Below are 25,100 nucleotides of genomic sequence, written 5' to 3'. Positions count from 1 at the left end.
GGCGGCGTTCACGGCCGGGAAGCCGACCGGTAGCAGGTGAGCCAGCGGTCCATCTCGGCGAACACCTGTTCGCGCACGGGCGCGGGTGACAGCACCAGGTCGTGCATACCGCCCGGCACGCGGACACAGGTGACGTGGGGGCCGATCCTGGTCGCCCAGTGTGCGATCTGCCGGGGGTCGAGCACCACGTCGGCGCCCTGGGCCTCCGGCGCGAAGTCACGCAGCCGCAGTCCTTTCTCCGCGCACAGCACCAGGGTCGGGACGTCCGCCCGGAGACCGCCGTGCAGCCGCCGCTGGGCCCGGCGGATCGCGGCCAGCCAGGCCGCGTGCACGGCGAACCCGCCGATCGGCTTCCAGCCCAGGTCGAAGTCCCACTCGCCGTGGTGGTCGCGGTGCAGGCTCGTGCCGTACGCGGTGGCCGTCGGCCCGAGGGGCAGGACGGCGCGCGGGGACATCCTGGCCATCGGCCCCCTGAACAGGTCCGCGGCGATCCGCAGGGGGGAGGGGACGTTGAGGTCGAGGAAGGGGCTGTTGAGCACGAGGCTCTGGACCAGCCCCCGGCCCCGGACCCGGTCGGCCCACAGGGCGGCGATCAGGCCGCCGGTGGAGTGGCCGTTGAGGATCACCTCGTCGTGACCGTCCTCCTCGCGGATGATCCGGATCGCCTCGTCGAGCTCCGGGAAGTACTCGGTGAGGCTGCGCACGAAGCCCCGGGTCTGGTGCGGAAGGAGCGAGCGGCCGTACTTGCGCAGGTCCAGGCCGTAGAAGTCGACGCCCTGGGCGACGAAGTGATCGGCCAGATGGGTCTGGAAGAAGTAGTCGGTGAATCCGTGGAGGTAGAGCACGGCCCTGCCGGTGGGCTCGGGGGCGCGCCGCCGTACCAGCGAGGCGATCACCGCCCCCTCGTAGTCGTCGGCCATGGGCAGGACCGTGAGCTCGTAGTCGGGACCGAGAACGTCGGGCATGCGGGTCAGGTTAGCCCGTAGGGGTTGACGGGCCAGGAGGGGACCTCGTCCGGAAGATCCTCGCTGACCCTCATCGGGAAGCTCGCCGGGCGCTTCTCCAGGAAGGCCGTGACGCCCTCGGCCGCGTCGGGGGCGGCGCCGAGAGTGTTCATCAGGAGGGAGTCGGCGCGGTGCGCCTCCCACGGGGACGCGGCCGACAGGCCGGACCACATGAGCCGGCGGATGGCGGCGACCGAGACCGCCGAGGTGTTGTCGGCGATCTCGCGGGCCAGCGCGTAGGCGGCCGGCAGCAGCTCGCCGGGGGCGTGGACCTTCGAGACCAGACGGCCTTCGAGGGCCTCGGCGGCGGAGAAGACCCGGCCGGTGGCGGCCCACTCCATGGCCTGGGCGATGCCGACGATACGGGGCAGGAACCAGCTTGAGGCGGCCTCCGTCACGATGCCGCGCCGGGCGAAGACGAAACCGAACGTCGCCGTGCCGGAGGCGAGACGGATGTCCATCGGCAGGGTCATCGTCACCCCGACGCCGACGGCGGGGCCGTTGACGGCGCCGATGACCGGCTTGAGCGACCGGGCGATGCGGAGCGCGACCGTGCCCCCGCCGTCGCGTGGCGAGCCGTCGACGGTGTCCTGTCCGCCGTACATCTCCTCGCTCCGGCGGTGGTTGAAGGTGTCACCGCCGCCGCCGAGGTCCGCTCCGGCGCAGAAGGCCCGTCCCCGGCCGGTGACGACCACCGCGCGCACCTCGTCGTCGGCGTCCGCCCGGTCGAACGCCTCGATCAGCTCGCCGCGCATGACGGAGGTGAAGGCGTTGAGACGGTGGGGACGGTTCAGGGTGATGGTGGCCACCCGGTCGGCCACGCCGTACTCGATCTCGGTGAAAGACATGACCGAACCTTATTCCAGAGTGGTGCGCGGACCGGAACAGATCGCTTCTCGTGGTGTTCACCCGCTCGTCGCCCGTGCGTTCGGGGCGCCGTCCTACCATCTGCCTTCGGCGCTCGAACGCGGAGGAATCGGGGAACAGGTGCCAGACAGATCAGGGCCGGTCAGGGCTGGCGCGGTCATCGGATGGACGGCCCTGTCCGTCGTCGCCCCCGGAGCCGCGCACCTGCGTGCCGGACGGCGCAGGACCGGGCTGACACTCCTGTCCGTCCATGCCGCGATGCTGCTGGCACTGCTGTGCGGCGCGCTCACCGCCGACCTCGGCGATCTCGCCGGACGGCTCGTCGCGTCGTCCTGGCTCACCGTCGTCACCGCGGTCTCCGTCGCGCTCGGCCTCGCCTGGTCCGCATTGGTCGTGCACTCGTTCGTGGTGCTGAACCCGGCGGCGCTCTCCCGGGTGGGCCAGGCGGTCACCGGAACCCTCGCCGGCGTGCTGGCGGTGGCCGTGCTGCTGCCGTTCGGCCTGGCCGGGCAGTATGCCGCGATCTCGCAGTCGGCGCTGGAGAAGGTCTTCAGCGCCCCTGCCCCCACGGCGCCGTCCGCGGCCCCGTCCGTCGGGGCGGATCCGTGGGCGGGCCGGGACCGGGTGAACATCCTGCTGCTCGGCGGCGACGCCGACACCCACCGGGTGGGGGTGCGGACCGACAGCGTCAACGTGGCCAGCGTCGACGTCGAGACCGGCGACACCGTGCTGCTGAGCCTGCCGCGCAACCTGGAGAACGTTCGGTTCGTCCCCGGCTCGCCGATGGCCCGGCGGTTCCCCGACGGCTTCCGGCTGCCCGCCAACCCGGACGGCTCGCGTGAGGACCTGCTGTTCGCGGTCTGGGAGTACGCCGACTCCCACCCGGAGGTCTTCGGCGGCCGCAAGGACCAGGGCACCCGGACACTCATGGAGACGGTCGGTCACATTCTCGGCCTGAAGATCGACTGGTATGCCCTGGTGAACATGTGGGGCTTCGCCCGGCTGATCGACGCGATCGGTGGCGTACGGCTGACCGTGCCGCAGGATGTGGTCTTCGGCAAATATGACGAGGGGGTGGTCAAGGCCGGCACCCGCAGGCTCCGCGGGGCCGACGCGATGTGGTTCGCCCGCTCCCGGACCGACAGCGACGACTTCTCCCGGATGGGACGCCAGCGCTGCGTGCTGGGCGCCCTGCTCGCGCAGACCGACCCGGCGACCGTGCTCGCCCGGTTCAACCAGGTCGCGCTGGCCACCAGGGAGCTTCTGCGGACCGACATCCCGCGCCCGATGCTGGAGCACCTGGTCCCGCTCGCCCTGAAGGTCAAGAACGCCAGGGTGACCAGCGTCCAGTTCGTCCCACCGTTGATCAACACCGGCTATCCCGACTGGCGCAAGATCCGCAGCGTCACCGCCAGAGCCATCCGCTCCTCGGGCGCACCCCGGCGACACCTCGGCGCCACCGCCACGCCGGCCGCCACACCCGCCACCACTCCGACTCTCACTCCGACTGCCACGCCCGCCACCACTCCGACCCTCACTCCGGCCGCCACGCCCGCCGCCACTTCGACTCCCCGGCCCAGCGCCGGAACGGAGGACGTGACCGCGCCCAGGAACATCACCGACGGCTGCGGCTGACCGTCCCGTCACCGCCCCGGCGGTCTCGTGGACACCGGCCGACCGCGACCGGCCGTGCTCACGCGTGCCCGGCCGGGGCGCGGGGACGGCGCTCAGGTGGCGTAGCAGGCCTTGGCGAGACGGCGGACGCGGGCCACGTCGACGGTGTGGCCGAGACCCGGCTGCGTGAGCGGCACGGCCACGACGCCGCCGGAGGCGCCGACCGGCGGGATGACGATCTGCGCACTGCGCGGCGGCTCGGCCACGTCGCAGGGAAGGGCGCAGCCGGGCAGGCTGGCCACGGCGACCGTGGCCGCCCGGGCGAGACCGGTGCCCCGGCCACCGGCACAGGCGATCTCCCATCCCGCCCGCACGGCGTGGTCGTGGACCTGCCGCGCCTCGTTCAGGGAGCCCAGGACATCGGGGCGGAGCAGCAGCGCCCGGCCGGCCTTCACGAGGATCGCCTCGTCGAGCTCGGCCAGCGAGGACACCTCCAGCAGGACGGCGGCGGCGACGCGCTCCTGTAGTTCGGCGTGGTCGGCGAGGTCGGCGAACGGGCGCTCGATGGACGAGAGCGTGTAGGCGTCCAGCGCCTCGAGGGCTCCGATGTCGGTGTAGGCGCCACGGGCGTCCACGGCGATGCTCAGCGCCGGGTAGGCCTGGCGGACGGCCCGCAGCGGCTCGATGTCCCAGCCGGGGTGGACGTCCAGGGTGATGTGCGCGTAGCCGGCGCAGACATGGCGGTTCACCCGCGCGACCAGGCTCTCCAGGTTGCGCTCGGCACCGATCCTGACGGTGGCCGTCAACGAGGTACGGCTGCCGCCGAGCGCATGGGAGAGCGGCACGCCGCGCATCCTCGCCCACAGGTCCCAGCAGGCCATGTCCGCGGCCGAACCGCCGGGCAGAGCGCCCAGTTCGTCCGGATGCTCCCAGTCGACGCCGATCAGCGCGTCGGCGAGCATCTCCTCCAGCACCGCCCAGGTCTTGGGGTCGGGGTCGACGACCTCTCCCCATCCGGTCATGCCGCCATAGTCGGTGAGCCGGACGAGGATGCTCTCCGGCCGCCTGCCGTACGGCAGGACCAGGCGGAACACCTCGAGCTCACGTACGCGTGGCATGGACCCACCTCGATCTCTGCTCGGAAAACGCGAATCCCGCTCGAAGGCGGGACTCACCCCCCAACACGGAGAAGGGTGACGTTCTTCCCATGGTGCCACGGTAGTCAGCTTCTGACCCTGCCCGCCACCAGAGCGCCCATCACCGCCATCAGTGCGACCAGTGCGAAACACAGGACGTAGGTGGAGGTGGCGGCGCCCAGGGCCGCCACGATGGCGCCGGTGACCGCGACCGAGACGACCGTGTAGACCGACTCGCCGACACCCATCGACGCGCTGTTCTCCCCCTCCTCTCCGGGACGCGACAGCTCCAGGATGAGCACCGACAGCGTCGGGTACACGATCCCCATGCCGAGGCCCAGGACGATCTCGCCGAGGAAGGCGGCGGCCACCGGAACCACGGCGAACACGGTCAGCCCCATCAGGGCGAGTCCCGAGGCGACCAGCACGGAGCCGGTGCGCAGGACCAGGACCCGGTCGAACCGCCTGCGACCCACCACCCACGAACCGAACGACCAGCTCAGCGCGCCCCCGGTCAGCGTGAGCCCGGCCATGGTGAGCGACAGGCCGCGTTCCTCGTTGAGCATCAGCGGCAGGAACGCCTCACCGCCGATGGCCGCGCCCGCGACGATCCCGCGCAGGGTGATCACCGAGGGCAGGCCGCGGGCGGCACGCAGGGTACCCGCGGGGAGCAGCCGGGGCAGCGACGCGGCCAGTACGGCCAGGCCGGCGAGCAGCATGATCAGCCCGGCGCCCCGGGCCGCCCCGCCGTACTGCAGGAGCGCCGCGCCGACCGCGGTCAGCACCGCCCAGCCCAGTCGCCTCACGATCGAGGGGCGCGCTTCCGATGCCGGCCGGTCCGACATCGGCGCGGTGGCCAGGCCACGCCAGAGCAGCAGTGCGGCCGGGAGGACGAACGCCGCAACCCCGAGGAAGACCCACCGCCAGCCCGCGCTCTCCACCACCAGGCCGGTGATGACCGGACCGATCATGGAAGGCACCACCCAGGCGGTGGCGAAGATCGAGAACACCCGGGGATGGATCTCCGCGGGGTAGACCCGCGAGACCAGCACGTACATCGAGACCTGGAAGAGGCCTCCGCCGAAGCCCTGGACGAACCGGCCCGCGATGAACAGGTCCATGCTCGGCGCCGTCCCGGCGACGACCAGTCCGGCGGTGAACGCCGCCACGCCCGCCCAGAGTGGCGCAACCGGACCTGCGGCGTCACTCCACCGGCCACCCAGCACCGTCGCGATCACTCCGGCCGCCAGCGCCCCGCTGAACGCCAGCCCGTATAGCGCGTGCCCGTCCAACTCGTCGGCCACGACCGGCATGGCGGTCGCCACCGCCAGATATTCGAAGGCGACCAAGGTGATGAGCGCCACCATGCCGACCGTCAGCGCGCGGTGTCGCTCGGCGAAGATCCCGGTGGGTGGTGGCAGAGCCGTCGTCATAGTCATGGTCGGACGATATGGCCGCCGCCCTGCCCCGGCATCGGTCTCGGAGGTCAGTCCTTGGTCGTAGGACCTGCCTCACCATGGGAGGTCATGCGACGGCGCGGACCGGGCGTCTCCCGATCCGCGCCGCGACGGCGTGCGGCCCGGCCGGCCTCAGCCCGCGCCGGGAACCGTGACGTTGCGCTCCTTGAAGTCGAAACCGTTGCTCGTGGCCTTCTGCTTCAGAGCGTCCAGGGAGCTCTTGGTCGCGACGAGGTCGGCTTCGGTGGCCGTGCCGCTCTTGAGCTTGCCGGTGAGGCCGGCGACGCTGTTCGAGACCGCCTGGACGCCCTTGCACAGCGTCGGGTTGGACAGGGCGAAGCCCTTGGCGACCTTCATCTCGTGGAGGGCGAAGGCACCGGCCACGGCGGCCTTCAGGAAGGTCCGCGTCCGCTTGTCCGCTCCCGTCTTGAAGCCACCGCTCCGCAGCGGTTTGTAGATGTAGCGGTAGAACGCCCCCAGCCCCAGGCCCGCGTGCAACGCGAAGCGTGTCTTGGCGAACCGCCTGGCGTTCGCGTTCTGCGGGCACTCCCCGTCGTACTCCTGACCGACCTTCGTGTCCTCCGAGACCGGCGGGGCACTCGTGGCCGCGGAGTTCGGAACCACCGCCCCCTGGGGCGCCACGGCGGGTGGCTTGTCGCCACCGCAGCCGCCGAGCAACGCCACCGCTAGCATTGCCGCCACCGGAACGGCGGCGAACCGGGCCTTCCATACAGCCATCTGTTCCCCCATGGAATCTCACGGCGCTAAGATCCGCACCCCTCCCCCCTTTCCCCTGAGTAGTCGTAACAAAACGCAGAGTAATGTCAGTGGTTCAACATGTAGAACTTTCATGGTTTTCGCCGGTTATAGCCGCCCGGTGTGGCGCTCTGGCAGGGGCGGGCCTCCGTGCCACCCTCGCCAGAGCGGGATCACGTGGCCGTGCGCTCCAGCTCGCGCTCGGCCCACTGGCCGATGTCGCGGCGTTCGATCGCGGCGGCCATCAGGCCGGGGAAGGCATCGGGGGTGCAGGCGAACGCCGGCACCCCCAGAGCGGCCAGGGCCGCGGCGTTGTCCCGGTCGTAGAAGGGCGCCCCCTCGTCCGACAGCGCGAGCAGCACGATGACCTGGACTCCGGCCGCGGTCATCTGGGCGACCCTGCGGAGCATCTCCTGCCGGACCCCGCCCTCGTAGAGGTCGCTGATCAGGATGAAGATCGAGTCGGTGGGCCGGGTGATGAGACCCTGGCTGTAGGCGATGGCCCGGTTGATGTCGGTGCCGCCGCCGAGCTGGGTGCCGAACAGCAGCTCGACCGGGTCGTGGAGCTGGTCGGTGAGGTCGACGACCGCGGTGTCGAAGACGACCAGCGACGTTCTGAGCGAGCGCATCGAGGCGAGCACCGCGCCGAAGACACTCGAATAGACGACAGAGGCGGCCATCGAGCCGCTCTGGTCGATGCAGAGCACGACCTCGCGCTGGACGGCGCGCTGCCGCCTGCCGTACCCGACCAGCCTCGACGGCACCACGGTGTTCCGTTCGGGCAGGTAGTTCTTCAGGTTGGCGCGGATCGTCCGGTCCCAGTCGATGTCGGCGACCCGCTTGGGCCGGTGGGTCCGCGCTGACCGGTCCAACGCGCCGGTGACGGCCGCCTTCGTCTTCTGCACCAGCCGCCGCTCCAGCTCGGAGACGACCTTGCGGACCAGCGCGCGGGCCGACTCGCGCGCCTTCTCCGGCATCACCCGGTTGAGCGACAGCAGCGTGCCGACCATGTGGACGTCGGGCTCGACCGCCTCCAGCATCTCCGGCTCCAGCAGGAGCCGGGTCAGGTTCAGCCGTTCGACGGCGTCCTTCTGCATGACCTGGACGACGGTCGAGGGGAAGTAGGAGCGGATGTCGCCCAGCCAGCGCGCCACCCGGGGAGCAGACGCCCCCAGGCCGCCGCTCCGCTCGCCTGTGCCCTCGCCGTTGTACAGGGCGGACAGGGCCCCGTCCATCTGGGCGTCGGTCCCGCCGAGCGCGCATCCGGTGCCGTCGGCGTCCCCGCCGAGCACCAGCCGCCAGCGTCGCAGCCTCTCGTCCATCACGCGCCCTCCGTCTTCCCCAGGATCATCAGTACGGTCCGCACGGCCGCAGCCGCGCGCCCGTTGTCGAGCTCGGCCACGCCCGCCGCGGCCGGCACCGTCCCGGACGCGAGTGAGCGGACCCGCGACCCGATCGAGCGCCGCTCCGGCGCGGCGAAGGCGCCGAAGGTCCGGCGGAGCAGGGGCAGCACGTCGACGAACGTCTCGGGGGCCAGCCCGGTGAGCCAGCCGTCGACCAGCGAGAGCAGCCGGGCGTCGTGGACGAGCAGCAGCCCGCCACCCGACAGGAACCCCTCGATCCAGGCGGCCGCCCGGGCCGGCGGATGCCCGGCCGACATCGCCCGCGACATCCGCGAGTCCACCGAGGCGGTGTCGAGGTCTCCGGCGTCCAGCAGGATCCGGATGAGCCGCCCCTCGATCAGACCGTGCAGGTCGGAGCGGCCCGATACGGCACGCAGGGTGGCCGGCCACCGCGCCCGCGGCGCCTCTTCGTCGGCGGCTCCGTCGAGCAGGGCCACCGCCGCGTGCACCCCGTCGATGTGGCGCAGCAGGTCGCGCGCGGCGTCGTCGTCCAATCCGGTGACCGCGCCACCCAGCCCCACGCAGATCCGGCTGAGCAGGGCGTCGACGATGGTGGCCAGGCCGGTGGCGGGAGTGCCGCGCACGTCGCCGTAGCGCTGGGCGCGGACCATCGCGGGAAGGGCCGCCATCAGGTGCGTGACGTCGCTGTCGAGTGCGGCCCGCGCCGAGAGCGCGTCCAGCACATACGGCAGCGCCTCCGGCAGGTCGGCGAGCAGGCAGCGTTCCACCAGCCCGGTGAGGCCGGCCAGCGAGACTCCGGGGGTGGCCTCCCGCCCGCCGCGCGACGCCGGCCCCGACGGCTCCGCACCCGCCTGCGGCGCGGCCTGGCCGGACAACCGCCCTCCGTCCGCGAGGTCGCGGACCCGGGCGACGGCCGCGGCAGGGACCGTGGTTCCCCAGGCACTCGCCTCGATCAGGTCGATGTCGAACTCGGGGCGCCAGGTGAGCGTCCACGACTCGCGGAAGGTGCCCTTGCTCCTGCTCTCCTGAGGTCTCCCCCAGTCCACGCCGAGCAGCCGCAGCCGGTGCAGCAGCCTGCTGCGCTCCAGATCCAGCGGCTTGCGCAGATCAAGGTCGTACTCGCGGTCCAGCGCCTCCGGCTTGAGCTTCAGCCGCCGCTGCTCCTCGCGGAGGTGGCGCTGGAGGGGGACCATCGGGGTCGCGTCGGGAACGCGGCCGAGCCTCTCCCCCACGACCATCCGCCGCTGGACCAGCTCCACCGGCAGGTCGTCGCCCTCGCACAGGACGGCCCTGACCGCCTCGGTGACCTCCGCCAGCCCGGCCAGCGGCCGTCCGCGGAGCACCGCCAGGCTCTGTGTCAGTCTTACCGCCTCGATGACGTGCGCCGAGGAGACCGGCAGGTCTTCCTCGCGCAGCACCCCGGCCGCCGCGGTCAGCCACCGCTCGACCGGGCGGTCGGCGGAGGCGAACAGGTGGTGGTACCAGCCCGGCGAGGTCACCCCCGCGCCGTAGCCGCTCCAGGCCGCCAGCCGCCCGTACGTCCAGGGCACCCAGGTCATCTCGGCCTTCACCTTGGGCAGCCCTCGCAGCAACGCGTCGTCGGCCTTCACCGTGGGCAGCCCGGCTCCCCACGCGGCGTCCTCCGCCGAGGTCCCGGCCAGCGCGGGCACGTGCCAGGCGCCGCAGACGACGGCGATCCGCTCGAACCCGTCCTTGACCGCCCTGCGGATCGTGCGCCGCATGAAGGCCTCGCGCCGGGCCTCCCTCGCGTCGGCCACGTGTCCCTCGCGGACCGCCGCCATCGCTTCGGCGATCACCTGGAACGGCGTGTCCCCCCGGTGCTCGACCACGTCCTCCCACCAGCGCTCCGGATCGTCGTATCCGGCGGCGCGGGCGAGCGTCCCGATCGGATCGGTCCGTACGGCCGACGCCCCGGCATCCGGCCCCTCCCCGGCCCGCGGCCCTTCGTCTGCAAGGCCCTCGTTCCCAGGATCCTCATTGCCCGGCTCCGTGTCCTCAGGTCGCGTGTCCTCAGGTCGCGTGCCCTCGGCTCCCGCGTCCGGCAGGGCGCCGACCCGCCGCTCCTCCCCCGGCTCCCCCGACTCCCCCGGATCTTCCGGCTCCTCCGGGTCGGAGGCGAGGCTGTGGACGGCGGGCAGGTCGCAGAAGCGGACCGGGACACCCGCCCCCACGGCATGGCGGATCGCCTGCCACTCGGGCGAGAACACCGCGAACGGCCAGAACGCCGCCTTGGCGGGCTCCCCCGGCACGTGGGCCAGCAGCGCCACCGGAGGTTCGAGGCCGGGGTCCTTGGCCAGCTCCACCAGCCCGTCAGCCTCGGGCGGCCCCTCGATGAGGACGATGTCCGGCTTGAGCCGCTCCAACTCCCGGCTCAGAGACCGCGCCGACCCCGGTCCGTGGTGCCGGACTCCCAGCACGGAGACGCTCATGGGCGACCTCCGGCCATCGGGACATCCGTCCACACCGCCGGGCCCGAGCAGCGGCGGACGTCACGCGGCGCGATCACCGTGAAACGTGACGGCCCCGTCTCGGCGCCTCCGACCCGCCTCACGACGATCCCAGCCCGCGTCTCAGCGCCTCCGACCCACCTCACGACGATCCCAGCCCGCGTCTCAGCGCCTCCGACCCACCTCACGACGGCCTCAGCCCGCGTCACGGCAGGCCCGGTAGAAGTCGCGCCAGTCCTGGCGCTCGCGGACGACGGTCTCGAGGTATTCCCGCCAGACGACGCGGTCGGAGACCGGGTCCTGGACCACGGCGCCGACGATTCCGGCGGCCACGTCGGCGGGGCGGAGCACGCCGTCGCCGAAGTGGGCGGCCAGGGCGATGCCGTTGGTGAGGACGGAGATCGCCTCGGCGGTGCTGAGCGTGCCGCTGGGAGACTTGACCTTGGTCCGGCCATCCTCGGTGACGCCGGTGCGCAGCTCGCGGAAGACCGTGACGACGCGGCGGATCTCCGCGAGGCCGGTCATGGTCTCGGGGAGCTCCAGCGAGCGGCCGAGCTGGTCGACGCGGCGCGAGACGATGTCCACCTCCTCCTCGGCCGTGGCGGGAACCGGCAGCACGACGGTGTTGAATCTGCGGCGCAGCGCGCTGGACAGGTCGTTGACCCCCCGGTCGCGGTCGTTGGCGGTGGCGATGACGTTGAAACCGCGCGCGGCCTGGACCTCGTCGTTGAGCTCGGGGATCGGCAGCGTCTTCTCCGACAGCACGGTGATCAGCGCGTCCTGCACGTCGGAGGGCATGCGGGTCAGCTCCTCCACCCGGGCGATCCGCCCCTCGGCCATCGCTCGCATCACCGGGCTGGGGGTGAGCGCCTGCCGGGACGGGCCCTCTGACAGCAGGCGGGCATAGTTCCAGCCGTAGCGGATGGCCTCCTCGGCCGTGCCCGCCGTTCCCTGCACCAGCAGGGTGGAGTCACCGCTGATCGCGGCGGCCAGGTGCTCCGACAGCCAGGTCTTGGCGGTGCCGGGCACCCCGAGGAGCAGCAGGGCGCGGTCGGTGGCCAGGGTGGCCACCGCCACCTCCACGATGCGGCGGGGCCCGATGTACTTCGGGGTGATCCGGTCGCCGTCGCCGAGGATGTAGGAGGTCACCGCCCAGGGGGACAGTTTCCAGCCCGGTGGCCGGACCCGGTCGTCGTCTTTGGCCAGGATCGCCAGCTCGTCGGCGTACTGGTCTTCGGCATGGGCCCGCAGAACCGTTGTCAAGAGAGCTCCTTCAACATGTCGTCACGGAAACGCAGGAGGGCGGCGACCTCCTGGATGGGCGGTTCGAGCGAGAGCCGTTCGGCCACGCCGTACAGGGCGGGGTCGATGCGTTCGCCGGCGAGCCTGGTCAGCTCGCCGAGGTTCCAGGGCTGGGTGCCGGAGACCTCGAGGATCTTCTGCAGCACGGCCCTGGCCAGGTTGGGCCCCCAGGGCGCCGCGGCGCCGCCGAGGACCATGATGAGTTGGCCGTCCAGACCGTGCCGCCGGACGAAGCCGGCCGCGACGCTCTCCTGTTCGGCCGGGGGCAGCGCGGCCAGCAGGTCGGCGAGCGGATCCCAGGAGAACAGCTCCCTCGCCCACTCGGGGTCGCCCTGGAGCACCGCGGCCCTGACCCAGCCCGCCATGACCTCCCGGCCCCAGTCGTCGATCTTCATACGGACGAGCTCCGCGGGCGGACGGCCGAGCAACCGGGTCCAGACGCCGAGCGGGGTGCGCGCCACGGCCTGCTGCAGCCACCAGCCCCGCTCTCCCGTCCCCCGCGGCGGCTTGGCCCGGATGCCGTCGCGCTCCATCGCGGCGTCGCAGGCGACGGGCGGGACGACCTGGATGTTCCCGGCTTCGACGGTGAGGTAGCGGGTGACCCGCTCGGCCATCCGCCGCCCCAGGTGCGAGTCGGGCAGCCGGGTCAGCAGGTCGGCGGCCTGGTGGCGGACCTCCCGGCGGCGGTCGTCCAGGGCGGCCTCCAGGAACGATTCGTCCTCGGGCGAGAGCCGCGCGGCCAGCACCTCCAGGAAGGCCGCCCGGTCATCGGGGGCCTCCTTCTCCCACGTCGCCGCGAGCAACCGCCTGGCTCCCGCCGGGTCGGCGGCCCGCAACGCGCTCAGATGGGCGCGGCGGTCACCCGAGGTGCCGAACTCCCAGACCTCCCGGGCGTCGTCGGATCCGGTCGCGGCGCCCGCGGTGACCTCTTCCCGCAGGAAATCCCACGCCGGGTTGAGGCCGGCCAGCCAGCGGCCCCGGTTTCCGGCGAGGACGCCCAGGTGCGGGCGGATCGACCGGTCCCTGGCCCCCTGGTCGAGAAGCTCCGGCAACAGGTGCGGCGACACCCGGTAGCCGCGTCCGGCCGCGGTCTCCAGCCATTCGGCGAGCAGCCTCGGCCGCTCACCGCCGAGTATCCGGCTGAGCCGGTCGGCCGCCGCACGCGAGACCACGGACTGCTCCTCGGACGGCGCGACGCTCAGCGGATCGCCCCCGCCCAGGCGCTGACCGGCCCGCATCCGCAGCGTGTGCACGGCGGCGCGTTCGAGGAGCTCGATTTCGGGAGCGGACTCACCCGGGACGGGACGGCGGTCGGTGCCGACGAGCGCGGCGGAGACGAGCTCCTCCCATTCGGTCGAGGCGTTCACAGCACAACCACCCGGCCTTCCTCGTCCCAGGTCGTGAGAGGCAGCAGCCCTCTCGGGGTCCATTCGGCGGCGACCGTCAGCGGGTGCCCGCCGGAGGTCGCGATCAGCCGCCAGGGAATGCCGGCGGACGGGTGCAGCGCGAATCCTCCCGAAGGGCCGGCGAGCGACCAGGAACCGTTCCCGGCGGGGGCCACCGCGTCGAGGACCACGGGCCAGGAGTCCACCCAGGGGTCGCCGGCCAGCGCTCCGGCCACCTCCTCCAGCACCTCGTGCGGGGAGGATCCGGGCGCGGGGGCCGCGGGGGCGCCACCGTGCCGGATGGCGACGAGGGCCCGCAGCGGCGACGCCCCCGGGTAGAACGCCAGATCGGCGTCGAGAGCCGTGCCGGTGACGAGCGAGGCGTCGAGGGCCTGGCCCACCGGGGCGAAGGAGAGCACGAGCGCCGCCCTGCCGGTGTTCCGGCCGCGGAGCCAGACCCGGCGTGCGACCAGTCGGTCCTGCTCCTCGTCGCGGCGCCCGAGCACGTCCCAGACGTCCCTGACCGTCTCCCCCGCGAGCACCTCCTCCTTCGTGACCGGGAACCCGACGCGTTCGCGGACTCGTCGCACCAGCGCCGCGCCGGCCTCCGTCTCCCCGATGGCCTCGGGAAGGCGGCGGTGGGCCACGCAGAGAAGGTGCAGGAGGGCGTATTCGCCGAGGAGGCGAGCGGGCCAGTCCGCACTGCTCAGCACGGAGTTCAGGCGGGAGAGGGCACCGGCGACGGCCGGAGCCTGCGCGTCGACCAGGCGTCTGGCCAGATCGTCCCAGTGGTCGTGCCGCCGGGATCCGGCGAGCCCCTGCCTGATCTGGTCGGCGAGCCAGCGCTCCAGCTCCGACAGCCCGGCGGCCACCCGCTGCTCCCGCTGTCCGGCCCGGCGGGCGTCGGCGGGATCCGCCTCCGTCGCGCGGGGCGTCGCGGCCGGCGGATCCGCCGCGCGGGCCGTCGCCTTGGCGGCGCGCTCGCGCCGCTGGTCAAGCCATTCGGTCACCCAGTCGGCAGGCTCGGCGGCGGCCGGGACGCCGTCGGCCGACCACAGCAGCAGCAGGCCGAGGGCGTGTTTGCAGGGAAACTTCCGGCTCGGGCAACTGCACCGGTAGGCGGGCTCGGACAGGTCGACGCACGCCCGATAAGGCGTGGAGCCGCTGCCCTTGCACTCGCCCCACAGCGCGTCCGCCGTGACTCCGATCCCCGACCACTTGCCGGGCGAGGAGACCTTCTGGGCCGCTTTGCCGGATGAGGCGTCAGGCGCGAGCGCGAGCACCTGATCCCGGTTCCACCGTTCGATCACGGTCCGAACCGTAGCCAACCCCGCCGACAAAACCGGATCCACCGAACGGACGGAGCTCCGGCCCGGCCGTACGGGGTCGCCCAACGGCCGCACACCCCGGACCCGAGGGCGATCCGGAACTCCGCCTTCGGCCGGCACCGCGTTCCGGCGAAAATAAGGACGGACCTTTAAGGCGTTATCGGTCTGTTTGTAGCAAAGGCGGTTAATCGGCGAATTCCCATAAGTCGTCATCCGTTAAAAGGCCCTATAGGGTTCCACCCCGTGTTCAAACGATCATCGATCCTCTGGGCGGCAGCGGTTCTGATCGCCATGGCCCCCGACCTCTATTTCTGGATCGTCAGAATGCTTTCCGGAGCGGAGGACGGTGTCTTTTTCGCCTCGATGACGTGGGGATGGTGCGCGGGCGACGAGATCGACTCTCAGCTGCGGTCTCTCCTCACACCGGTCTGGGATTTCCCTCTCCTGTGGTTCGGATCCGCGCCGCTGATCGCCCTTGCCTGCGGAGCCGTACTTCTGAGCCTCCGGTCCGGACGTCCCCGGCTGGGCCGGATCCTGGCCCGCTCCGCCGCCGCAGTGATGATCGCCCGCCATCTCCCCTCCCCGCTGCTGCTCATGCTCGACGTGTCCACCGAACCCGGGTGTGCGGAGATTTGGGGGCCGCCGGAGATTCTGGGCTGGAACGTCGCGATGGACCTCTACCACCTGATCCCCGCGATCCTCGTACTCCTCGCCATCCGCACTCCGGGGCTCCCCCCGAGAGGTGGCCTCGCCCGTACCGCGACCGCGGTGTCACTGGTGGCCGTGGTGATCCTCAGTGCGGTGGCCGACACCGCGGCCGGCGAGGTGAGCACCTCCCGGGCGCTCGACTGCGCCGGATTCGGCGACGGCACCATGTCCGGGTTCGACGAGCGGGAGAAGGGATTCCTGTGCGCGGTCCGCGACGACACCTTCGACCGAGGCGTGCCGCAACTGGCGGACATGCCGGACCGCGAGCTGCTCGCCTACGGCCGCCAACTGTGTGACCTGGCTGTAGCGAACGGGGGCGACGCCTACTCACCGGCGGTGTCGGAGGCGACCGGCGAGGTGGGCAGCGGCTCGCTGGTGGGAGCGCTGACGAGGTTGTGTCCCGAGGTGGCCGCGAGGGAGCAGGAGAAGGGCCGGCAGGAGCAGGCCGAAGAGGCCGCCTTCATCGCGGCGGCGGAGCGGAGCTGCGCCGCCCATCCCCGCCACCGGCCGAGAATCAGGCCGGTACGGCAGGTCCGCGCGACCATGTGGACGGAGTTCTGGAACATCAACGCCTGGGACGAGGGAGACGAGGGCGGCAACGCCGACCGTATGATCGCCGACCTGGTCGGCAGCGGTCCCGGCGCGCTGGACATCTGGGCGGCGGACGAGGTCGGCCACGCCTGCGTCACGGGCGAGGCCTACCGGCGCCGTCCGCCGGTGGAGACCCGGGGGTGGGAACAGGTCGTCGAGGTCGGTTACGAGACCAGGCAGGGGGTCTTGTCCGTCGTGGACGGCTCCGGCGGCCGGCTCCCCGACCTCGCGGTCGGCGGCCCGGGAAACTACCGGGTCCGCGTCCACGTCCGCGGGCGCAAGGCCGTACAGGAGAACATCAACGCCCCGGACGGCACCGTCCAGTTGTTAATCATGGTGTTTCCCGGCAAGGAGAGAAGACCCGTGATCTATCGTGACCGCCTGTCGGAGAAGAGCCAGGGGACAGGCCCCTAGGATCGGTTTGTCGACCTCCCAGGGCTGACGCCGGGGAGCCCGGCTCTCGCAGTCGGGCTCTTGCCTTATCGCCAGGAGAAAACCCATGACGACCTCTTTCCGCCCGCCGCTCGCCGAGATCCTCGACCTGCTGCCGCACCCCGAGGGCGGCTGGTACCGGGAGACCTGGAAGACCTCCGTCGATCTCACCCCGCCCGGCTACGACGGGACCCGGGCCACCGCCACCGGAATCTACTTCCTGCTGGAACCGGGCGAGGAGTCGCGCCCGCACGTGGTCCGCTCCGACGAGGTGTGGCTCTGGCACCGGGGCGGCCCGCTGACCCTGACCCTCGGCGGGCACGACGGCCAGCCGGTGAGCACGGTGACCCTCGGTCCTGTGGTCGAGGAGGGGCAGGTCCCGCAGGCCCTGATCCCCGGCGGGATCTGGCAGGCCGCGTGCCCCGCCGGGGACCAGGGCGTGCTCGTGAGCTGCGTCGTCTCCCCCGGTTTCGACTTCGCCGACTTCCGCATGACGTGACGCTCCACCCGTCTGCGGGGAGAATGCGGTTACCCGACATGCAAGGAGGTCAAAGGTGACCCGCGAGATCGTCTCCGTCATCGGCGGAAAGCAGACCACCAACGGCACGGCCTACGACTCGATCAACCCGGCGCGCGTGGACGAGGTGGTCGCGCGGGTCCGGCTGGCCGACGCGGAGACGTTCTCCGCCGCGTGCCGTACGGCCGCCGAGGCGCAGCGGGAGTGGGCGCGGGTGCCCGCCCCCGTCCGGGGTCGGGTGATCGCCTCGATCGGGCGCCTGGTGGAGGCCAACGCCGAGTCGCTGGCCCGCCTGGTCACCCGGGAGATCGGCAAGCCGTACGCCGAGGCGCTGGGGGAGGTCCGGGAGATCGTCGACACCTGCGACTTCTTCCTCGGCGAGGGGCGGCGGCTCTACGGGCAGACGGTGCCCTCGGAGATGCCGGACAAGAACCTGTTCACCTTCCGGGTGCCGGTCGGGGTGGCCGCGGTGATCACGGCGGGCAACTTCCCGGTCGCGGTGCCGTCGTGGTATCTCGTCCCTGCGCTGCTGGCCGGCAACGCGGTCGTCTGGAAGCCCGCGGAGTACGCCGCGGCCTCGGCCCACGCGCTCTATCTGCTGTTCGCCGCGGCGGGACTGCCCGACGGCGTGCTGAACCTGGTGCTCGCTGACGGCCCCGCGACGTTCGACGGACTTGGTGCGGCGCTGGCCGAGGGCACGGTGCACAAGGTCGGGTTCACCGGCTCGACCGAGGTCGGCCGCCGGATCGGCGAGCTGTGCGGGCGGCACCTGCAGTCGCCCTGCCTGGAGCTCGGCGGCAAGAATCCGATGGTGGTCATGCCCGACGCCGACCTGGACCTGGCGGTGGAGGGGGCGCTGTTCGCCGGGTTCGGCACGGCGGGGCAGCGCTGCACCTCGCTCGGCACGGTGATCGTGCACGAGAGTGTCCACGACGAGTTCCTCAGCCGCTACACACGGGCCGTGGCGGACGCGACGGTCGGCGACCCCGCCGGGGACGTGCTGTGCGGGCCGCTGCTCGACCACAAGTTCGCCTCGCGCTACGAGGAGTATCTGGACTGGATCCAGCCGCACCACACGGTCGTCTCCGGTCCGACCGGCCGGATCACCGGCGGCAGTCCCCGCGGGGACTTCTCCGGCGACGGCGGGCTCTACTACCACCCGGTGGTCGTGGACGGCGTGCGCCCCGGCGACCGGCTGTTCATGGAGGAGACCTTCGGCCCGATCGTGGGCGTCACCACCTTCTCGACGCTGGAGGAGGCCGTCGAGCTGGCCAACCTGCCCGGTTACGGGCTCTCCTCCTCCATCTACACCACCGATCCCAAAGCCGCCTTCCGGTTCCGTTCAGGCATCGGCGCGGGCATGGTCAGCGTCAACAACTCCACCTCGGGCGCGGAGGCTCACCTGCCCTTCGGCGGGAACGGCAAATCCGGTAACGGCAGTCGCCAGTCAGGGGTGTGGGTGCTCGACCAGTTCACCCGGTGGCAGGCGATGAACTGGGACTATTCCGGCAAGCTCCAGAAGGCCCAGATGGACGTCGCCGAAATCATCCCGGATCTGGATTTCCGGCTGTCGACGACTCGGGACTGAGGGCCCCGGACCCGTGTCCCACCGTCCGGCCCGTCTGCGGACGCGTCGGACCCGCCCGCCAGGGTCACGGAAGCGGTTCCTCCCGGGTGTGGCCACCTGGGGTTTCCTCGGTGAACAGTGCCGAATTTGCCATAATGGGGGGTTCTCCCCATCATGATCGCGGCATGCCTCCTCATGGACGAGGTGCGCCGCGACAGCCGATGTGATCTTCACGGAGGGATCGGCCGTCACAGCCGGGGTCCGGCCGTACGAGGTCGGCCCGGCACCGCGTCCACCGGTCCGCGCGTCACGTTCGGGAGGCACCCGTACGGCCCGCGTGAGGCCGCCACCCGCCTGGAGGGCCGTCGAGCCCACCGGGAACACGTGGGGGGCCGCGTGCTGCGGCGCGGTCCCCCACGGATTCGACGGTCCGGGCGGTCGCCCGGTGCCTCGGGGGCCGCTCACGACGTGCCCGGCGGCCTCAGGGCCGCGAAGATCAGAAATGTGATCCCGGCCGGGCGCAGCGAGCGTGCGCGGTTCCGCGCTACGGCAGGCGCCGGAGGGGCATGGTTTTCCGCCGGGGAACGGGAGGCTTTGCCGGGTCAGAAGGAAACTTCGAACCACAGGGTCCGGAACCCGCGCGCGTCGTCCCGGGCCCCCCAGCGATCCGCGAGCAGGTCGACCAGGAACATCCCGCGCCCGCCCTCCCCTTCGGGATCGTTGCGCACGTGGGGCGCGGACACCCCCGATCCGGCGTCGCGCACCTCCACCAGCACCGCGCCGGGGCACACCGCCACGGTCATCTCGACCGTGCCGCCGCCGCTCGACCCCGAGTGGACCACCGAGTTCGTCACCACCTCGCTCACCAGCAGGACGACGTCGTCGAACGCCGGGTGGTCCTCTCCCAGGAGCTCGCCGACCCGGAACCGGGCGAGCGACACCGACTCCGGCACGCCTCGCAGGGTGATCGTCGACCGGGACGGCACGGTCCGCTGATCGAGCATAATGATCGGCCTCGCTCTCCGGCACGCACGTTCAGGCGCACATACCGCTCCGAGATGGCACACTCACTCACGGTGAACTGTTCTATCAGGGTCTTCAATAGCTCATGTTGAAATTCCACAGTTTTCTTTCCCCCGACGGAGGTACGCGCATGGCGTCCCGGCGTAGCCCCACGGCCCGTCATCGCCGTCTGATGGCCGAACTGAACCGACTGCGCGAAGACAGCGGGCTGACCCGCGCGCAGGTGGCCGAACGGATCGGCGCCACCGACACCACCGTCTGGCGATACGAGACGGGGCTGACCCGCCCCAAACCCTCCGACGTGGCGGCCCTCACCGAGGTGTACGGCGTGACCGGGGAGGCCAGGGACTCCCTGGTCCAGACGGCCAGGGAGGCCCGCAAGCGCGGCTGGTGGCACCGGCACCGGCAGGCGCTCAAACCAGGCTTCGACTCCTACATCGGGCTGGAGGCGGAGGCGTCGGTGGTGCGCTCGTACGAGCCGCTGGTCGTCCCCGGCCTGATGCAGACGGAGGCGTACGCGCGCGCCGTCATCGAGGCGACCGCGCTCACCCACGCCCCCTCAGCGGTCGACGAGAAGGTCTCCGTGCGCATGTCGCGCCAGCAGCTGCTGTACGGCCCCGGCGATCCGATCCAGCTCGTCGCGGTGCTGGACGAGGCGGTGCTCCGGCGCCGGGTGGGCGGTCCGGGAGTGATGCGCGAGCAACTGGAACACCTTCTCAATCTAGGCAGACTGCCCAATGTGGAGATTCGGGTTATTCCGTTCTCCGCAGGCGCGCACGCCGCGATGGACGGTAAGTTCTGCCTGCTCAGCTTCCCCGAACCCGAAGATCCCGACCTGGTCTATCTGGAGCAGGCCGCGAGCGGGTTGGTGCCGGAAGACCCGGAGGAGGTGCGCCGCTACACCCTCATGTTCGGGAGCCTGTCGGCACTGGCTCTCGGCGCGGAGGCGTCGGCCGCCTTCATCGCCCAGCAGGCGAAAAGATGTTCCAACGAACAATAGGAAGAGAGAAATGCAGGGCTCCACGATGGATCTGTCCAGCGTCGCGTGGCGCAAGAGCAGTCGCAGCACCAACGGAGGCGACTGCGTCGAAGTGGCGATCGTGCCCGGTGACCCGGCTCTGGCCGAGCACAAGGCCGACGCCGATGAGCTTTACCTCGTCCGCGACTCCAAGGACCCGGGAGGTCCCGCGCTGGCCTTCACCCAACGCGAGTGGGACGCCTTCGTCGGCGGGGTGAAGGACGGCGAGTTCGGCTGACACGTCCCCGGTGAGCCGGGGGCCGCAGGCGGCTCCGCCCTGCGGCACCCGGCTCACCGGGACACCGCCCTCAGGTCAGGCTGTCGCAACTTCTCGCGTCGGCGTCCTCGGCCGCCTTCGGCACCCATCGGACGTTGGCGAACGAGGCGGAGAACGCGCCCTCGGTGTAGACGAGGAACGGCGTGTTGACCGCCTCCAGGTCGAGGCCCGTGGCCGCGAAGCACGCGATCGGGATCTTGACCGTCGCCTTGCTCCCGGCTGGGAGCCCCTGGAACAGCGACGTCGCCACCACTTCGGAGAAGCAGGGATAGCCGCAGTGGACGCTGATCACGGTCCGTGCGGCCGGCGCCTGGTGGACGATGGTGTCGAAGACCAGCGCGGCGTCGGCGTTGAGGTAACCCCGCAGATCACTGCCACCGGCCGGGTCCTGCAGGTAGAACTGTGCCGGTCCGCCGCCGTTCCAGGTCGCCTTCAGGCCGTCCTGCTGCACGTTGACGTCGGACTGCACCACGCCGATCGCCGAATGCGCCGCCTCACCGTCGACGCCGATCTCGGTGCCGCCCCAGTTGTCGGCCGATCCGATGAAACTCCGGTACGGCGCGACGTCCGCCCGGTTGAAGATCTCCAGATCCTCGCTCGCCTCGCCGCCGCCGCCCGGCTGGCCGCAGCCGAACTCGGGACCGGTCTCGTCCAGCGTCCCGACCGAGCCGCTCTGCCCGGAGCGCAGGCCGTACCCGAGCGGGAAGAGCGGCTCGTAGTCCTCGTCCCCGAGGTTGAGCGGCGTCTGACACGCGCTCTTCGGCCACGAGTACGACAGCGTGCCGGTGTATCCGGCCTCTTGGTGCGATCCGCGGACGAGCAGGTCCGCGACACCGCCGCCCTCGGTGCCCGGAAGCCAGGCGGCGACGAAGGCGTCGGAGCGGTTGAGCTCCTTGTTGACCCAGAGCGGGCGGCCCGAGACATAGACGGTGACCACGGGTGCGCCCCTGCCGCTGACCTTGTCCAGAACGGCCAGGTCGCCGGGGTAGAGCTTGGCCGCCTCCAGAGAGCGCCGGCCGAGGTCGCCGACCCCCTCGGCGTACGGCGTCTCGCCGATCACCGCGACGACCGCATCGTACGCCGAGGGGTCGACGCCGTCCGCCGTCTCGCTGAAGGTGACGTCCGCCTCGCCCAGCGCCGCACGCAGCCCGCCGAGGATCGTCGTGCCGTTCGGGAAGTCGGCGTTGGTGTTACCGGTGCCCTGCCAGGTGAGGGTCCAGCCCCCGGTCTGGTTCTGCAGGCTGTCGGCGCTCTTGCCGACCACGAGCACCTTGGAGCTCCTGGCCAGCGGCAGCACGCCGCCGTTGTTCTTGAGCAGGACCTGCGACCTGCGGACGGCCTCGCGGGCGAGTTTCCTCGCCTCCAGAGCGTGGGCCGATCCCGCCAGGGCACGGCCGGACGGCTTCGGCGCGTCGAACACTCCGGCGCGCAGCTTCACCCGCAGGATCCGGGTGACCGCGTCGTCGACGCGTGCCATCGGGATCTCACCGGCTTCGACCTGCGCGATCGTGTTGGCTATGAACGCCTTCCAGTCGTTGGGCACCATCACCACGTCGACACCGGCGTTGACGGCCCGTGCGCAGCTCGCGTTGGTGCATCCGGCGACCTGGCCGATGCCGTTCCAGTCGGAGACGACGACACCGTCGAAGTCCATCTTCTGCTTGAGGATGTCGGTGACGGCGCGCCTGCTGCCGTGCAGCTTGCCCTCGTCGATGCCGAGGTCGGCGTTCGTCCAGCTGTTGAAGGACACCATCACGGTCTGGGCACCGGCCGCGAGCGCGCCGTAGTAGCCCTGGCCGTGCATGTTGACCATCTCGGCCTCGGACGAGGGGTTCACCCCCTGGTCGATCCCCTTGAGCGTGCCGCCGTCACCGATGAAGTGCTTGGCGGTGGCGATGACACCCCTGTCGCCGATGCCGCGCGGGTGCCCGCCCTGCAGGCCGTTGACGGCCTCGTAGCCGTAGGCCCGGGTGATCCGGGGGTCTTCGGAGAAGCCCTCGTAGGTGCGGCCCCACCGGTCGTCCCGGACGACGGCGAGGGTGGGTGCGAAGGCCCAGTCCTGGCCGGTCGCGCGGATCTGCGCGGCCGTCGCCGCCCCGATGTCGCGGACGAGGCACGGGTCGTGCGCGGCCCCCAGGCCGATGTTGTGCGGGAAGACCGTCGCACCGTAGACGTTGTTGTTGCCGTGGACGGCGTCGATGCCCCAGATGACGGGGATCTTCGCTCTGGTGCCGAGGGAGGCCTGCCAGTAGGCGTCCGCGAGGTCGAGCCAGGCCTGGGGTGAGGCGTGCTTGTCACGGCCGGGCCATGAGCCGCCGCCGTTGAGCACCGAGCCGATACCGTACTGCCTGACCTCCTCGGGGGTGATCGCCGCGATCTCGGGCTGCGTCATCTGCCCGATCTTCTCGGCCAGCGTCATCCCCGCGAGAATCTTCGCCACCCGCTTCTCATCGGCCGGGTTCCGCTTGATCCGGCTCTTCACCTTGGGCCAGTCGGCGAGCACGGGCAGGCTCTTCTCGATACGGGCGCACCCTCCGGCGTCCAGGGACGGCCGGCCGATCTCCGGCTGCCGGGCGCCTGCCGCGGCGTCCGCGGCCACGGCCGGGATTCCGGGGGCACCTGCGGCCAGGAGGGCAAGGCCCGCCAGCACCGCGAGTCCGCTCCGGCGTGCGCCCGATCGGGCGAGGGGTCTGGTCATCGAGGGTCCGTTCTCGAGGCGCGGCAACGGTCACGGCGGCCCCCGGTCCGCACTGCGCAGATCGTGACGCTGTCACGGCAGTCGAGTCAATAGATCCGTGAGAGCGCTCTCTCAAATGAAAGATCATCCGGCGGATCACCGACGCGCGTGAAATCGCTTTCGGCAAGCGTCTTTTCTTCTCCACCCGATCGCCTACCTGCGGAAAGAGGACCAGGGATCGCCTCTTCTTGAAAGCGCTCTCACGATGATGCGGATCCGGCGTCGCAGGACATGTCAGGTGCGAACGGTCACGGCTGATCCGTCGCCGTCACGGCGGCGACGGATCAGCCGTGCGATCCGGGGAGGACCGCCTCGGATCACGTCGAGCACGTCCCGCAGGCCGTCCCGCAGCTCAGCCGGATCCGCGTGGGACCGAGGATGTCGAACCGCATGACTCGATCATCGGAGGCTGGGCGCCGTCCACGCTCTCGGCCGGTGCGGTGGCGGCACGCGTCCGATCCGGATTTTGGGCCTAGGCAAGCATGGACAGCTGAACTAACTTCTGGAAAGGCATCTTGTCCGAACCGCCGCCTCAACCTGCTCGCCTCCGGGAACCACCTGCTCGCCGTCACCGCCCGGACCGTGCCGCCCCGGCCGGTGGACGAGGGCGGACCGGTGAACCTGACGGAGGACACGCGTGCGCAGAGCTCTCGCCCATCCCGAGCGACGGCCTGTCCTGGTGACCGGTGCCTCTTCGGGGATCGGCTCCGCCGTGGCCGTCGGGCTGGCGGCCGCCGGATATCCGGTGGCGCTGGGCGCGCGCCGTACCGCGATCTGCGAGGAACTGGCGGCGGGAATTCGCGCCGACGGCGGAGAGGCGGTGGCACTGGCCCTGGACGTCACCTCGGACGAGTCCGTGGCCTCCTTCGTCGCCGGGGCCGAGCGGCTCCTGGGTACGGTCGAAGTGGTGGTGACGTGCGCGGGCGAGGTGACTCCGGAGAACGCCTACGAGACGGCGACGCCCAACTTCGAGGCGCAGTTGCAGCTCAACCTGGTCGGCACCCAACGGTTCGTGGCCAAGGTCGCACCCTCGATGGCGACGAGGCACCGCGGCGACATCGTGTTCGTCAGCTCCGACGTCGTACGGCTCCCGCGCCCTCGGATGGGTGCCTACGTCGCGGCCAAGAACGGGGTCGAGGGGCTGGCCAGGGCGATGCAGATGGAGCTGGAGGGCACCGGGGTCCGGGCGTCGATCCTGCGGCCGGGGCCGACGCTGTCAGGGATGGGGTCGACCTGGCCGGTGGAGGTCTTGCAGGCCGTGCTGGACGACTGGGTGCGGTTCGGACTGGCCAGGCACGACCGCTTCCTCAATCCCCGCGACGTGGCGGCGGCCGTACTGGCCGTGATCTCCATGCCGCGCGGTGCGCACGTCACCCTGCTCGAGGTCGAACCGGAGGCACCTCTGCGCACGGAGCGGCCGGCCCACTGAACGGGGCCGGACGCGCGAGTCCGGTACGGCCCGGAGTCGCGGCCCGAAGTCGCGGCCCGGAGACCGTCTGGAGGCCGGGGGCCGGCGTCATCGTCTTGCCCGAAGGCGGGTGATACGTTC

The 25,100-nt window shown here is 71.5% G+C and carries 19 protein-coding genes; 7 read left to right on the top strand and 12 right to left on the bottom strand.

The window, feature by feature from the left end:
- Window positions 1-8 precede the first annotated feature (8 nt).
- Window positions 9-965 carry an alpha/beta hydrolase gene (locus OHA77_RS34850; protein ID WP_326823954.1) on the bottom strand — a complete coding sequence of 319 codons (957 nt, stop codon included), beginning with the start codon at window positions 963-965 and terminating at the stop codon, window positions 9-11.
- Window positions 966-970: 5 nt separating this feature from the next.
- The gene (locus tag OHA77_RS34845) at window positions 971-1,852 is read right to left on the bottom strand and encodes a crotonase/enoyl-CoA hydratase family protein (RefSeq protein ID WP_406313546.1); all 882 of its coding nucleotides are present in this window, start codon (window positions 1,850-1,852) and stop codon (window positions 971-973) included.
- Between the two features lie 139 nt (window positions 1,853-1,991).
- Here OHA77_RS34845 and OHA77_RS34840 point away from each other — a divergent pair, with 139 nt between their 5' ends.
- Window positions 1,992-3,506, top strand: a complete 1,515-nt coding sequence (locus tag OHA77_RS34840; RefSeq protein WP_406313545.1) for an LCP family protein — start codon at window positions 1,992-1,994, stop codon at window positions 3,504-3,506.
- A 92-nt stretch (window positions 3,507-3,598) separates the two neighbouring features.
- On the opposite strand, the gene OHA77_RS34835 is transcribed toward OHA77_RS34840, so the two are convergent.
- The 8 genes from OHA77_RS34835 to OHA77_RS34800 all read right to left on the bottom strand — a co-directional run bounded on the left by OHA77_RS34835 (window position 3,599) and on the right by OHA77_RS34800 (window position 14,663).
- Window positions 3,599-4,603, bottom strand: coding sequence for an enolase C-terminal domain-like protein (locus tag OHA77_RS34835; RefSeq protein ID WP_406313544.1), 1,005 nt, complete (start codon window positions 4,601-4,603; stop codon window positions 3,599-3,601).
- 104 nt (window positions 4,604-4,707) lie between these two features.
- Window positions 4,708-6,060 (bottom strand): MFS transporter, encoded by a 1,353-nt coding sequence (locus OHA77_RS34830; protein ID WP_406313543.1) that lies wholly within the window; start codon window positions 6,058-6,060, stop codon window positions 4,708-4,710.
- A 150-nt stretch (window positions 6,061-6,210) separates the two neighbouring features.
- Window positions 6,211-6,816 (bottom strand): hypothetical protein, encoded by a 606-nt coding sequence (locus OHA77_RS34825; RefSeq protein WP_326823959.1) that lies wholly within the window; start codon window positions 6,814-6,816, stop codon window positions 6,211-6,213.
- A gap of 191 nt (window positions 6,817-7,007) precedes the next feature.
- Window positions 7,008-8,156 (bottom strand): VWA domain-containing protein, encoded by a 1,149-nt coding sequence (locus OHA77_RS34820; RefSeq protein ID WP_406313542.1) that lies wholly within the window; start codon window positions 8,154-8,156, stop codon window positions 7,008-7,010.
- The gene (locus tag OHA77_RS34815) at window positions 8,156-10,648 is read right to left on the bottom strand and encodes a DUF5682 family protein (RefSeq protein ID WP_406313541.1); all 2,493 of its coding nucleotides are present in this window, start codon (window positions 10,646-10,648) and stop codon (window positions 8,156-8,158) included. The genes OHA77_RS34820 and OHA77_RS34815 overlap by 1 nt, the downstream gene beginning before the upstream one ends.
- Before the next feature lie 213 nt (window positions 10,649-10,861).
- Entirely contained in the window at window positions 10,862-11,929 is a 1,068-nt protein-coding gene (locus OHA77_RS34810; RefSeq protein WP_326823962.1) for an AAA family ATPase, read from the bottom strand.
- Window positions 11,926-13,335 (bottom strand): DUF5691 domain-containing protein, encoded by a 1,410-nt coding sequence (locus OHA77_RS34805; protein ID WP_406313540.1) that lies wholly within the window; start codon window positions 13,333-13,335, stop codon window positions 11,926-11,928. The genes OHA77_RS34810 and OHA77_RS34805 overlap by 4 nt, the downstream gene beginning before the upstream one ends.
- Window positions 13,332-14,663: an SWIM zinc finger family protein gene (locus tag OHA77_RS34800; RefSeq protein WP_406313539.1), complete on the bottom strand. Its 1,332-nt coding sequence runs from the start codon at window positions 14,661-14,663 to the stop codon at window positions 13,332-13,334. Before OHA77_RS34800 ends, OHA77_RS34805 begins: the two co-directional genes overlap by 4 nt.
- 261 nt (window positions 14,664-14,924) lie before the next feature.
- On the opposite strand from OHA77_RS34800, the gene OHA77_RS34795 reads away from it, so the two are divergent.
- The 3 genes from OHA77_RS34795 (at window position 14,925) to OHA77_RS34785 (ending at window position 18,517) form a co-directional block, all read left to right on the top strand.
- On the top strand, window positions 14,925-16,394 hold the full coding sequence (locus tag OHA77_RS34795; RefSeq protein ID WP_406313538.1) for a hypothetical protein: 1,470 nt from the start codon (window positions 14,925-14,927) through the stop codon (window positions 16,392-16,394).
- 85 nt (window positions 16,395-16,479) lie between these two features.
- Window positions 16,480-16,911, top strand: a complete 432-nt coding sequence (locus tag OHA77_RS34790) for a cupin domain-containing protein (RefSeq protein WP_406313537.1) — start codon at window positions 16,480-16,482, stop codon at window positions 16,909-16,911.
- A 55-nt stretch (window positions 16,912-16,966) separates the two neighbouring features.
- Window positions 16,967-18,517, top strand: coding sequence for an aldehyde dehydrogenase family protein (locus OHA77_RS34785; RefSeq protein WP_406313536.1), 1,551 nt, complete (start codon window positions 16,967-16,969; stop codon window positions 18,515-18,517).
- Window positions 18,518-19,098: 581 nt separating this feature from the next.
- Here OHA77_RS34785 and OHA77_RS34780 read toward each other — a convergent pair.
- Window positions 19,099-19,500 (bottom strand): ATP-binding protein, encoded by a 402-nt coding sequence (locus OHA77_RS34780; protein WP_406313535.1) that lies wholly within the window; start codon window positions 19,498-19,500, stop codon window positions 19,099-19,101.
- A gap of 191 nt (window positions 19,501-19,691) precedes the next feature.
- On the opposite strand from OHA77_RS34780, the gene OHA77_RS34775 reads away from it, so the two are divergent.
- Window positions 19,692-20,519, top strand: coding sequence for a helix-turn-helix domain-containing protein (locus tag OHA77_RS34775; RefSeq protein ID WP_406313534.1), 828 nt, complete (start codon window positions 19,692-19,694; stop codon window positions 20,517-20,519).
- A gap of 10 nt (window positions 20,520-20,529) precedes the next feature.
- Window positions 20,530-20,775 (top strand): DUF397 domain-containing protein, encoded by a 246-nt coding sequence (locus OHA77_RS34770; protein ID WP_406313533.1) that lies wholly within the window; start codon window positions 20,530-20,532, stop codon window positions 20,773-20,775.
- 70 nt (window positions 20,776-20,845) lie between these two features.
- Here OHA77_RS34770 and OHA77_RS34765 read toward each other — a convergent pair whose 3' ends face one another.
- Complete coding sequence (locus OHA77_RS34765; RefSeq protein WP_406313532.1) at window positions 20,846-23,512, bottom strand: glycoside hydrolase family 3 N-terminal domain-containing protein; 2,667 nt, start codon at window positions 23,510-23,512, stop codon at window positions 20,846-20,848.
- Window positions 23,513-24,188: 676 nt separating this feature from the next.
- Here OHA77_RS34765 and OHA77_RS34760 point away from each other — a divergent pair.
- Window positions 24,189-24,980 (top strand): SDR family oxidoreductase, encoded by a 792-nt coding sequence (locus OHA77_RS34760; RefSeq protein WP_326823970.1) that lies wholly within the window; start codon window positions 24,189-24,191, stop codon window positions 24,978-24,980.
- The last annotated feature ends 120 nt before the right edge of the window (window positions 24,981-25,100 follow it).

Source organism: Streptosporangium sp. NBC_01639, assembly GCF_045209755.1.
Lineage (GTDB): Bacteria > Actinomycetota > Actinomycetes > Streptosporangiales > Streptosporangiaceae > Streptosporangium.
This window is presented reverse-complemented; position numbering and strand designations above follow the sequence as displayed.